Consider the following 13,411-nt stretch of genomic DNA (forward strand, 5'->3'; position numbering starts at 1 on the left):
TTTTTTATTGTCCAATATTAATATGAATATATGTTCTAATTTCCCATTCATTACCATTATCAAAACCAATAGCTAATGGATCTGGTACTGAATTCCCTGATGCATCAATAGTTTGAGTTGGATTGTAACGTCCTGAATATTGGTCAATTGAACGCCAAGTTCCTCGTATACCAATTTTAGTATCTGGTAATACAAACCAATCTGGCTTACCTACGTTTGTAGATATATCTAACATGAATTGTTCTGGGAACGTTTGGTTGAAATCACGATGGTAATCAAAAGGCCCCCAATCATTAAACTTAGCTTGTGCTGTTATTTTAATTTTATTGTAAATCATTCTTATATCACCTCCATAACGCTCAATTAATCTGTCATCGCTACCATTTGCTTGTGCATTACCTGCAAAAAGATTGGCAATAAAACCAAATTCTGGAGATGCTTTAGACACAATTCTAGAATGTACTTCCCATAAATCTTCTGCGGGTGTTGCTTTCCCAAAGGCAAAAGACTGACGATTTGCTAAAAATCCGATAGCCGCATCCATTGTCGTTGGTAAGTGACGAAACACAAAACCAAGGTTCATTGCGAATTTGGCATCTTCTGCTCTATCGTTATCCCATTCGTAATACCATGATCCTGGTGTAGGATCATAAGTCAGTAATAATTCTCCAGCTGTTGTTTTTCTATTTCCTCTTACTGAAAATGGATCATCTTGTATGTTTCTTAAGCGTCCAACGCTATTCAGTTCAAGATCATTTGGCATGGCACCAACAAGTGGTTCTTGCCATAAGAAGTTAGGTGCTATTTGAAAATCACCTATTAAGTAAGTAAACCCTGTTAAAAAACTATTTTGGTTTCCGCTACCATTATCTTTTAGTTTCCATCCAGTAAACGTTAATGTTTCATCTGATCCACCATTAGCAACCAAGCCTGTTGAAGCTCCTAATGCATACCAGTTAAAAGCACCTTTTTGGAAGGTGATTTTGGCTTTTGCTCCCCAGTTATCGCCTGAATCAATCATATCATCAGAAATAATGTATTTTGATTCAGCTGAAGGATTCATTGGGTCATAATCAGGATTGTTTTCAGAAACTTGAAATGTTCTTCCGTTTAATGGTTGTCCACCCCAAATACCTCCAACTTCGAAACCTACTGGTCCATACTTTCTTTTAAAATGAAGTGTTGCTCTACGAGTTTTAGGAACTGGAAACGCAACCGATGTTACTGCTTCACCTATATCATCAATATCTTCATGAAAAACAGCTGTAGCATCCCAATGCCCTAATTTGGTTGAATATTTTAATAATACTGCTGGGTTTGCTCCCCACCATAATTGTGGACCAAAAGCGGCTTTTAAACCATTAAAAGCGCCCTTGCCGTCAATTTCAAAACCAAGTATTTCACCTTGATAAATGTCTAAATTAGGACCATAATTGGCTTCACGATATAAGCCAAAGAAATCACCTTCGGAACCCCAGTGGTAATGTCCCGTTCTGTAAAAACCTCTTACATCTGCTTCTTTTCCTTTCCATTCAAATTCTGCATTATAAATTTGAACACGATTAGGGTCAGCAATAGTAATAACTTCATCACCATCTGCATTCTTTACTTCAATAGGACGTCCTCTATTTTCATAGAAAATTTCATCAATAGGGTTTCCTGCTACGTTACCAAGAATATTAAAATTAACGTTAGCACTCAAGTTTGCAGTAGGGTTTCCTTCTACACCTATGAAATAGGACTGCATATGATCAAAACCTAATTGATTTGGATAAGTATCCTCGTCTGGGTCGATAGCATCTGGTGTTGAAATGAACTTCCCGCCAGTGTTGAAGGTTGTAAACTCTGCTCTTAAATTACTAAGCTTAATTTTTTCACCACCGCCCATAGCTGCTTTGTCTCCTCTAGCTCTTAAAACGGCATCCATAAGGTTTACGTTTTTGAAATGGCTTTTCATAAAATCTTTGTCTACACCAGTAGCATATGGGTCTAGATTATGTACCTCTTTTAAAGCGTAATAGGCAGCACGTGGATACAGGGTATATGTTCCTCTAGAGTTTGTTGGTCCCTTGGCACAAATACCAAACCACTCTTCGTTCATATTATTACTTCCGTTTTCTGTATCAATGTAATACCCGCCATTAGACCATGATGCATTATTATCATGAACGTCTAAATTTTTAGTTTGTCCATATTTCCACCAGCCATCACTAAATTGAAATGTAAAACCTCCAATAGCATTTTCGGCTCTACCCATACCTGCAGCATTTTCATAAATGTCTTTCCAGTTATTAACCATATAAAACGCTTGTGATTTTTGGTCTTCTTGGTTTTCAAGCGCATTAAAAGCATCTGCACCAAACTCCGTTAACATTACGGGTTTATTGAACTTTTCTTTTATTGTATCAAATGCGTCGGTAAAGGTTACACCACGATACATGTTTACACCATAAATATCGATGTCTTTACACTCTTCGGCAACAATATCGAGAAACAATACATCTCCATTACATATAGCCATTGGGTGAGAAGAATCGATGCTTTTCATTTTTAAAATAGCCTCGTTCATAAGCTTATACATCGGTCTTCCACGTAATTCTCCAACTGCATTAAGTTGCTCTTCGCCCTCTGGAAAATCTTCGGTTTCTGCACCAGCCCAAAACAAACCGTAATTATTTTCATTACCTAAAAGGAATAACAATAGTCCAGGTGTGTCTTTATAATCTTCTGCCAATTTTGTGGCATCTGCCATTAACAATTCTTTTGTCGCTTCATCTCTATAATCGGTTACTGGAACCCATGCGCCGTTAATTGTAAGACCATAACGCCCAAATGAATGGTTAAGCATGGTGTATATACCGTAGTTTTCATAGATATATTGAATCCATTTTGGTTGTACACCGGTGTACATTCTTACCGCATTAACGCCCATATTCTGTAATAGACCCATTTCAGCATCTAAAGCTGATTTGATAATGTCGTCTGATTGATTCCATAAGCTGTAATTGTAATTCGTACCAATTGGAAAATAATCCCAATTCATACCGTTGATCATAAAATCTTTACCATCGACAACTAATCTCATGCCTTCATCATTATTTACAACTTCAACCTTATTAGCTTGGGCACACAAGGAGGCTGTGAATAAGAAAAGTAGTAGTCTTAGAAAATTGTTTTTCATAGTTTGTTTAATTTAGTAATTATGTAAATAGTTTAGTTTATGCTATTTTATTTATTTGGGTATATACTAAAAAATGAATCGTTTTATATAATTTTCAATATATACTTCGGGCAGGGCATCAATATTTAATAAATTTAGCCAAATATAATCATCAAGTCGAGACAACTACCTCAACAAAAAACATACAAACCACAACAAACCCTCTAGTTTCCTTAAAGAATTCCAATGTAACTGGTCTTATCGGGCTGTTTTTTTTCCTAAAACCAATAAAAAATTATGCTGATTTTCTATAATGTTGTGGTTTTGTATAGGTATCAAATCTGAGTGTTGTGTTTATAAAATTGTTAAAAACTATTATAGAACTATATTAAATTAACAACTTCTCTTTATTAAATAAAAAAATATCAAGTTAATTTTTTGCGCTATTACTTTTTTTAAGGAGTTAATATTATCTATATGCTAAATTTAAAACTTAAAAATTGCCGAATTGTTATTTGTGTTATATTATTTAAATTACTCTATTTAGGACCTAGATGTATTAACTCGTGGTTAGTATGTACTATCTTATATACCAGAGTATGGTCAGAAAAAAGCCTTGTATAAGGTATTTTAATTAGATGTTTAACTTTATAATTGCTATCGTGCTTGTGTGTAATCTGTAAACATCATTGCTTCTATGGCTTATAAAAACTACTATACAAATAAAACAATCTTGTATGCAAATCATGAGGACTAACAGTATAGTATTTTAAAAAAATCTAAAGCTTTTGTTATCAAATTATAGATACTAATTTTATAAAACAAAAAGGCCGAAGATTTAAATCTTCGGCCTAATCCAGTTTTATATTAAACTATTATTATTATTCCTTTACTAACGTAAAAGTCCACCAAGCGTCATTAGCTGCATCTATTTGAATATCTAACTCTAATACATTGCCATCTAACACAGCCATGTAAGTTATTGAATCAGGTGCTGCTCCTGGACTACCTAATTCACCTCCATTAAATACTTTTGCTAATCCTAAAAAGGCTCCTTTTCCATCAAGGGTAAGTTCTCCGGCTGTTTCATCAAAAGAATACGTTGCCGAAGCTGTACCATCATGTGGAAATACTGGTGCACCACATGTTTCTGGATCAGTTCCTTGCCAAGCCTCTACCCATGTTTCTGATCCTAAAACATTTTGGAATGTTCCATCTTCATTAAATATGTATTGGTCATCATATAAACAATCTCTTTCTAAAACCTGATCAGCACTGATAGAAAACCAGCCCGGGTTGTTAAATCCTGGTCCAACTCCTAAAGATCCTGCTTGAGGTGCTAATTTCCATGTTCCAACAAGAGTCTCAACCTCTCGCACTAATGTAAAAGTCCACCAAGCATCATTTGCTGCATCTATTTGAATATCTAACTCTAAAGTATCTCCCACAAGTTCAGCCATATAAGTAATTGATTCAGGTGCTGCTCCTGGACTACCTAATTCACCTCCGTTAAATACTTTTGCCAAACCTAAAAATGCTCCTTTACCATCAATGGTAACTGTACCTCCTACTGCATCATATGTATATGTTGCTGAAGCTGTACCATCATGTGGAAATACTGGCGCCCCACAAGTTTCTGGATCAGTTCCTTGCCAAGCTTCTACCCATGTTTCTGATCCTAAAACATTTTGGAATGTTCCATCTTCATTAAATATATATAAATCATCATATAAACAAGCGCGTTCTAAAACCTGATCAGCACTGATTGAAAACCAACCCGGATTGTTGAATCCTGGTCCGACACCTAAAGATCCTGCTTGTGGTGCTAATTTCCAAGTACCTGCAATTGGATCACTTGGTGGTCCAGTTACTGGTGGAATGTATTCTGTTATAGTAATCTCTTTAGTTACAGATACATCGCTTGTACCCTGTAGCGATGCTGTAACGGTAATAAAATAAGTACCGTCTTCATTTGGATACTCAAAAGTTACCATGGGTCCGCTTGTCGCTAAATTATCTGTATCAATATCTGGTGTTGTTCCAAAATCTACAGAATATATAATTCTGTTGTTGCTATTTACAGTTGTTGGAACAACTCCTATTTCTGTACCTTCAAGGTTTAGAGTTGCTATTACAAAATCTAATCCTTGTATTGAAATTATTTCGTTATCATCGTCTTCACATGATGTTATTACAATGCTTAAAAAAAGCGCTGCTAAAATGTAAAATCCTTTTTTAAATATATTGTTCATTTTTTTTATGTTTAAGTTTAGTTTATTAGTTATTGTATCCTGGGTTTTGTCCCCACCTTTCTTGAGCTTGAGCTAATTCTATTTCTACTAAAGGGATAGGGAATAATTCATTTTTATTTTCTTTAAAAATTATATCCTCGAAACCTTCTGGCTTTGAAGCGTTGTACGCATCGAAAGCTGCTTTTGCTCTTCCTGTTCTAACCAAATCAAAGAATCGAAGGCCTTCACCTGCAAATTCTTTGCGGCGTTCGTTAAAAATAGCGTCTTCAAGAGATCCTTCACTAGAATCGTAATCGTTGCTATTGTTACCATAAGCTCTAGCTCTTACTAAGTTTAAGTAAGTTTCTGCATTAGCGCCTCCACTTTTTTCTTCTGCTTCTGCAGCCATTAAAAGTACATCGGCATATCGAATGGCTCTATAATTAGTTTGGTGAGTAAGCTCCGGAGTTGCTGCATTTCCAGCTTTGTCGTTCTTTCTTGGCATGTATTTATGATTATAGAACCCCGTATCTTCTCTTGGTGGAGAGTATTTCGTATTATCTTCTAAATCTCTAAGCTCTCTTAAATCTAAAATGGTAGCGCTCCTTCTCATATCATCTTCATCGAAGATATCATACAAGGCTTGAGATGGCAACATAAAGCCCCATCCTGAAGCATAAACAGGATCATCAAAAGGAGATCTTGGTCCGTTAAACTGAACAAAGTATGACCCTTCACTACATTTAATACAATCCCAGCTCGCGCCTTCGATATTTGTGTATTGAATTTCAAATACGGATTCTGGGCCGTTTTCACCTTCGGTTAAAAACATACTCATATAATCATCTCCCATAGTCAAACTATATTGGTTACTTGAAATAACTTGATTAAGTACCGTAGCGGCATCTGCATGCTTTCCATCAAATAAATAAACCTTGCCCAATAAAGCCTGAGCAGCACCTTTAGTTACTTTGTAAGGTAAATCTTGTGTTACTGGTAAATTAGGTATGGCTTCTTTTAAATCTTCCTGTACAAGAGCATAAACAGCGGAAATACTTCCTACTCTTTCTAAGCTAAGTTGCTCTCCTGCCAATATTTGAGCGTCTACAATTCTATTAGCGCCATTTCGTTCTTCAATCTTTAACGGAACATCACCAAAAAATTTAGCCAACTCGAACGTATAATAGGCTCTTAAAAAATAGCCTTGTGCTAGAATAGCTTCTTTACCTGTAAAATCTAGCTTATCTTTATTAGCTAGTAAATAATTTACACGGTTAATTCCTGCATACATTAATTGCCAAATAGCTCTTAATTGTTCTTCATCGGAAGGGCTTATTGTTAAATAATTTACACGTTGAATTACTGGTTGATCTTCGGCAAATGCATCTCCTCCAGATCCATAATCATCTGAAGCTGGAACAGCAAGCGTTACGTTCTCATATGTTGCTTGTAATAAATCATAAGCTCCAATTAAGGCGGATTCATATTCTTCAGCTGTATTGAAAAAATCTTCGGCAACAGGGCCTATGGGATCCACTTCAACAAAGTCATCGCAAGATGAATAAGTAACAAGTACGACTATTAGTAAGTACTTTAATATTTCAATTTTCTTCATAACTATTTTTTTTAAAAATTTAAGTTAACACCTATAAGGTAGGTTGATGCAACAGGATAAAACCCTTTATCTATACCATTTCCAAGCGGGGCATCAGAGCCAGCAGAGGGGTCGTACCCAGTATAATCAGTAATGGTAAATAAATTATTACCAGAGATGTAAAACCTTAGTTTACTAATCCCTGTATTTTCAAGGGCATCTGGACTAATCGTATAACCAAGTTGTATGTTTTGCAAACGTACAAAAGAGGCGTCTTCTACAACAAAATCTGAAAACAAGTCGGTATTAATACTAGCTCCAGCAACAGCTCGTGGAACCGAATTACTTGTTCCCGTACCTTGCCATCTGTCTAACATATATGTACCTCTGTTTGCAAATAAATCTTTTCGTTCATAATCTCTTACCATGTCGTTGCCTATTGAGGCAAAAGCATTGGCACTAAAGTCTAGGTTTTTATAAGAAAACCCAATGTTAAGGCCCATAGTTACATCGGCTATAGGGTCTCCTATGTTTGTTCTATCACCATCATCAATATAACCATTACCATTCGTATCAACAAATTTTAAATCGCCTGCTTCTGCTCCTGAGTGGTATACACCATCGTTATCTGTAGCGCCAGCGTTTAAAGCATCAATTTCTGCTTGTGTTTGGTATATCCCATTGGTTTGATAACCATGAAAGTACCCTAATGGTAAACCAGGTACCATTCGTGCTATACCCGTTTGACTTATCCCTACACCAAACTCTGCTTCTCTCGGTGCTAATTCACCGTTTAATGAGGTTACTTCGTTTTCTAAAAAAGTAACATTGTAGCTTATATTAAATTTGAAATCTTCTGAAAAATTATCATCATACCCAATCTTAAATTCAAGTCCTCTATTTCGAACAGTTCCTGCATTAATAAGTGGATCTGATGATCCAGGTGCGCCAACACCGGTAGTTCCTGATGATTGAGGTGCAATTAACAGGTCTTTTGTTTGCTTTTCAAAAGCATCGGCTGTTAAGCTTATTTTATTATTAAATAATCTAGCATCAAAACCAATGTTTGCTGTTTCTTGCTCTTCCCATTTTAAATTTAAATTACCTAGTTTACCGGCTCCAACACCATTAGGTAAATCATTTACATCAACAATTGATGGGTCACCAGAATCAATAGTAGCTTCTCCATTTAATCGGGTAAGAAAGGCAAAATCATCAATTCTATCATTACCTATAATACCGTAACTCGCTCTAAATTTTAATGAATTTATCCATTTGCTGTCTTGCATAAAATTTTCATCAGATACATTCCAACCTATAGATCCTGAAGGGAAATACCCAATATTATTGTTGTTTTCAGTAGAAAATCTTGAAGATACATCTCTACGCATAACACCAGACAATAAATATTTACCTTTATAGCTATACTGTACTCTAGCAAAGGTTGAAGATAAACGAGAATCAAATTGATCATTACCTAAGCCTATTTCTGTTTCAGTAAATCGATTTTCTATTCTTCCTTGAACGGGATCAACTCGATCACCAATCCAACCATTATCGAAAGCATCAGAAGATGAGTTGCTACCATCTCTTAAAGCAAACCCTTGTTCGCCATAAAAGTGACCCCTTGTTCTAAAAACAGACATACCTAATAAAACAGTAACATCATGATCTTCTCCAAAAGTGTTATTATAATTAATGTAGTTATCCCATGTGTAATCTGTAAATAGGGCACTATGGTCTACAATTTGGTTACCTCCAGCATATACAAGCTCACCTGTTTCTTCATCTATACTAGATGTTACGCCATTTATGTTAGATGATTTTCCATTACCATAATCTACAACAGGTCTAAACACATCATCTAAAACATTAGAGTAGTTAATTTGAAATTTAGAACTTGCTGTAAAATGTTCTAAAAATGTATAATCAAAACCAATAGTTGCACTATACTTGTCAACTTTTGTTGTATTGTATGTGTTTGCTATTTGAGCTAATGGGTTAATAATTTCAATTTGTGAAATGTCATTAGCCAATGAAAAATCGCCGTTTTCATCTCTAACTGGTAAGTCTGGATTTATATTGACTGTGCTATATAACACAGATCCAATTCCGCCTTCTGCTAAGTTATTTTTTTTAGAGTTAGTTATTAAAAGTGTTGAAGACATTTTTAGATTTTCTAATATATCATATTGATATCCTAACCTAAGAGTGGTACGTCTGTAATTAGATTTACTAGCACCAACGATACCGTCTTGATCTAAATGTGAAACACCAAATGTGTAAGCTGATTTTTCTGTACCACCACTACCACTAAAATTCACATTTGATATAGCCGCAGTTCCGAAAACTTCATCTTGCCAATCTGTTCCCTCTTGTGGGTATACAAAAAACCTTGTGTCGTCTGCAGCATCGTTAACATAAATTGCAAAATCTGTTGGTCCTAACAAATCAAGTTTTTTACTGGTTGTTTGAAATCCAGTATAAGCATCAAATTGAAATTTTAATTCTGAATTTTTTCTACCTGTTTTAGTTGTAATTAAAATAACCCCATTTGCACCACGCACACCATAAATACCGGCGGTTGCATCTTTTAGAACATTCATGCTCTTAATATCATTTGGGTTAATTACAGATAAATCTTCTATAACGTTACCATCTACTAATATTAATGGTTTGTTATCTCCGTTAGTTGTAATACCACGAATTCGAATGTTGGAACCAGCTCCTGGCGAACCTGAATTAGAAGATACGTTTACACCAGCTATTTGACCCTGTAAAGCTTGTTCAACCCTTTGTGGGTTTAACTTTTCAATAGCCTTTGAATCTACTACAGCCACAGCACCAGTAACTTCCTTTTTCTTCTGGGTACCGTAACCAACCACAACGACTTCGTCTAGTTGGGCAAGATCTTCTTCTAACTGAATTGTTAGATTTGAACCATCGGCTACAACTATTTCTTTGGTTACATATCCAATGTAACTCACAGAAAGGGTTGAACCTATTTCTACACCTGCAATGGTAAAGTTACCATCAAAATCGGTAACCGCCCCTTTGCTTGTGTTTTTTACAATAACATTTACACCTGGTATGGGAAACCCTGTGTTGTCTTGTACATTTCCACTAACATCTACATTTTGCGCGCTGGTAAAAGCCACAAAAAAGAGTGCTAGAATTTTTAAGAATGTTTGTCTCATATTAGTTTAGTTGTTTGAGTTTAAGTAAAACTAATTCTAAAAAATGAGGAATCCTTAATTATTACCTAGACAAAAAGTATACATCTCAAAAAAATATTTAAAAAAATGTCAAGCTTACAATACAAATAAGTTTATATTAAGGTATTGTTAAGGATTTGTTAAGGGTTTGCGTTTGATACAGCACAAATACGGATAGTCCGCCTAAACACCATTTAAAGCAAATGTTGTGGTAATGTATAGGTTTAAACCTATACTGTAGTGCTATTATATTTCCAAAATATAGTCTGTAAGGCTCGTTTCATGGGGTAAATCCATTTTTTTTCGCAACCTGTAGCGTTTTACCTCAACACTGCGCGAAGATATATTGAGTAACGGCGCGATTTCTTTTGATGATAGATTTAACCTTAAATATGCACATAATCTCAAATCATTTGAAGTAAGTATGGGATGGACATTTTTAATCTTCTTTAAGAAATCTTTGTCAGCATTGTTAAACGCTTCTTCAAATACATGCCAATCATCTGAATTATTTAAATTCCTGTCAATAATCTTAATAACTTGTTTAATACTTTTACCATCTTGCGCGTTAAGCAATTCCTTTTTAATGCTGTCTAAAAACCCGTTCTTTTTTATTAAGCTCATTGTAGAAATACCCAGTTCTCTATTTTTATTTTCAATATCCTGTCTCAGTTTTTCATTATTAAACCTCATGAGTTGTTGTTTGTTTTCTAATTCTTTCAACTCCAACTCACGAGTTGTTTTTAGCAATAGTTTTTCTCTTTGTTGTTTATAATAACGTTTATAAACATTATGTAATATGAAAGAGAACAATAAGGCTAAAAACACATATCCGGCTATCATAGTATTTGTTAAATACCAAGGCCTACCAATCCTAAAGCTGTATGACTCTATGTTTTTAGTAATTGTATTACCAACCCTAGCCCTGACTTTAAATACATATTTACCGTAAGGAAGGTTTTTAAATATAATAAATGGATTTGATGACCAGCTACTCCATTTAGGGTACATGCCTTCTAATTGAAACTGATACTCTTTATTTAGATATTTTTCAAAGTCGGCAACACTATAGTTAAACTCAATGTTGTTTTCTTCATTTTTAAAAACCCCTTTTTCCTTTTTACTTACTAACTCAGCTTTAGAACCTATACTTTGTTTTGTTATAGAGTTAATTGAAACAAGAAACGATTGCTTCTCTAGTTTATCCAAATCTACTATAACAAACCCATTGGAGGTTCCTATTAAATATTTTTGACCTCTTATGTGTGAAATATTTTCATAACCTGTTAAGCCTCTAGGTAATGATTTAGAAAATGAAACTTTATTTACTTTTGGTATATTGCTTAATTTGCTAAGGTAGAGGTAGTTTAAATCTTTTTTTGAGAAGCCCCAAAGCATATTACTCTTATCGTTAAACATGAGTTTGCCTGAGGTATAATCATCCTTTTTAAACAATGTGCTTAAAATAGTGTCTTTTATAAACTTGCTTTTAGATTCATCATATTTAAACACACCTTCTTTATGGGAATATAATAATTCATTATTATACTTTATAAGGCTTGAATTTAATTCTTTGCCAATATCGGAATCCTTATCAATGTTTAAAACTTTTGTAAAATCATCATCTACCTTAATTTTAAAAACCCCTTTATATTCATGGTTTACAAAGATATGATTGTCGTAAAATTCAAAATACTTACTAGATAGATCAAAGCCTTCAATTTTATTTTTAAACGTCCATTTATTATTAAGCTTTTGGATAATATACAGTCCATCATAATTACCCTGTAACAACAAGTCATCTCTACCAGCTATAGGTTTAATACCCCAAGTGCCTTGAAGTATTCCATTTATCTTTACGGCTGTATTATAATTAACTGTTGATGTTCCTGTGTCGTGTCCGCAAAATAAGGTGTTGTTTATTTCTGTTAAACTCCAAACAGCTTCTCGTATGCCTTTAACTAATTGAAAATCCTCTTTAACATCAACTCTTCTATAAAACAAACCTTGATTGGTTCCTAAATATAAATAGTCTTTAAAAACCAAAGAGGTGTATACGGTGCCAATTTTTCCCTCTTCGTCTGTATAAAGGCTAAATGGTGATTTTATATTAACACAGTTGATTCCGTTTTCTAAGGCTAACCAAATATTACTTTCTGCGTCTTCAAAAACCCAATGAACGGTATTATTGCTTAGTCCATGAATAACATCAATATTATAATCTATATTACCACTTTGAGTGAGGTGTAAAATACCGTTTGATCTGGTTCCTAAAATAAAACTACCATCTCTTAACTGTATACTTCTGAATACGCTAACTTTAGAAAGTGTTTCATTTGCTGAGATACTCCATTTGGTTAATGAGTTATCATCTAAAATATAGAATCCGTTATTTTCTGTTTCTACTAGAAGCTTACCTTCTTTAGCAAAAATATTAACTAATCTATTGTTCTTTAAAATAGGATTGTTAGATACTAATTTAGGTTTACCGTTTTCAATTTTAAAAATACCATCTTTGGTTTTTTGGAAATAAATACTTTGATCTACTTTAAATATTTTATAAATAATGGTATCTGAATCTATAACATTATAGGTGTTGTTTGTTTTATCATATATATATATTCTTTTCAAAGACTGAAACAATATATAATCATCTATACTAATAATATTCCAGAATTCTTCTTCTTCTAAAAACTCAATTTCCAGGGACTCGGATAATGATGTATAATAGAGTAAACCTAGGTGATTTCTTTGCCAATAACCAAACTCACTATTACATCCTGTGTATATAAGGTTATCAATAACATTAACGGAACGCATAATGGTTTCGTTAGGAGATAAATACAGTTGCCAATTTGCACCATTGTACTCTAGTAAACCCTTGTTGTTTGCAACGTAAATATTTTTTTCTTTTGATTGTGAAATGGACCAGTTTTGTATTTCGGCACCATAATCTTTTGAAGAGAAAACATCAATTGGTGGACGCTCTTGAGCCAAGGATATAACTGAAAAAAATAAACCGAAAAAAAAGAATTTAAGTAATTTCAAGATACAGGTTGTTTAGTTGTAGGGTTACTAAAGTAGTAAAAATAAGTATTACCAATGCTACCGTATAGTATTTGTATGGCTAAAAATATAAAAATTATATATTAAAAAAAAGAAAACCCACCTTTTAGGTGGGTTTTACAATATAGTTTAAGTTCAATTATTA

The 13,411-nt window shown here is 34.0% G+C and carries 5 protein-coding genes; all 5 read right to left on the reverse strand.

The window, feature by feature from the left end; translation table 11 throughout:
- Nucleotides 1-4: 4 nt before the first annotated feature.
- The 5 genes from ABD941_RS07670 to ABD941_RS07690 all read right to left on the reverse strand — a co-directional run bounded on the left by ABD941_RS07670 (nt 5) and on the right by ABD941_RS07690 (nt 13,248).
- Nucleotides 5-3,181, reverse strand: coding sequence for a glycoside hydrolase 5 family protein (locus ABD941_RS07670; RefSeq protein ID WP_345273524.1), 3,177 nt, complete (start codon nt 3,179-3,181; stop codon nt 5-7).
- Between the two features lie 860 nt (nt 3,182-4,041).
- Nucleotides 4,042-5,412: a hypothetical protein gene (locus ABD941_RS07675; RefSeq protein ID WP_345273525.1), complete on the reverse strand. Its 1,371-nt coding sequence runs from the start codon at nt 5,410-5,412 to the stop codon at nt 4,042-4,044.
- A gap of 25 nt (nt 5,413-5,437) precedes the next feature.
- The gene (locus ABD941_RS07680; RefSeq protein WP_345273526.1) at nt 5,438-7,006 is read right to left on the reverse strand and encodes a RagB/SusD family nutrient uptake outer membrane protein; all 1,569 of its coding nucleotides are present in this window, start codon (nt 7,004-7,006) and stop codon (nt 5,438-5,440) included.
- An 11-nt stretch (nt 7,007-7,017) separates the two neighbouring features.
- Nucleotides 7,018-10,182, reverse strand: coding sequence for a SusC/RagA family TonB-linked outer membrane protein (locus ABD941_RS07685; protein ID WP_345273527.1), 3,165 nt, complete (start codon nt 10,180-10,182; stop codon nt 7,018-7,020).
- A 264-nt stretch (nt 10,183-10,446) separates the two neighbouring features.
- Complete coding sequence (locus tag ABD941_RS07690) at nt 10,447-13,248, reverse strand: triple tyrosine motif-containing protein (RefSeq protein ID WP_345273528.1); 2,802 nt, start codon at nt 13,246-13,248, stop codon at nt 10,447-10,449.
- Nucleotides 13,249-13,411 lie beyond the last annotated feature (163 nt).

The sequence above is a fragment of the Flaviramulus aquimarinus genome, from assembly GCF_039543205.1.
GTDB lineage: Bacteria > Bacteroidota > Bacteroidia > Flavobacteriales > Flavobacteriaceae > Flaviramulus_B > Flaviramulus_B aquimarinus.

Excerpts from the sequence above, each read along its gene's own strand:
- ABD941_RS07670 (WP_345273524.1), bottom strand. The coding sequence starts at position 3,181 with ATGAAAAACAATTTTCTAAGACTACTACTTTTCTTATTCACAGCCTCC.
- ABD941_RS07675 (WP_345273525.1), bottom strand. The coding sequence starts at position 5,412 with ATGAACAATATATTTAAAAAAGGATTTTACATTTTAGCAGCGCTTTTT.
- ABD941_RS07680 (WP_345273526.1), bottom strand. The coding sequence starts at position 7,006 with ATGAAGAAAATTGAAATATTAAAGTACTTACTAATAGTCGTACTTGTT.
- ABD941_RS07685 (WP_345273527.1), bottom strand. The coding sequence starts at position 10,182 with ATGAGACAAACATTCTTAAAAATTCTAGCACTCTTTTTTGTGGCTTTT.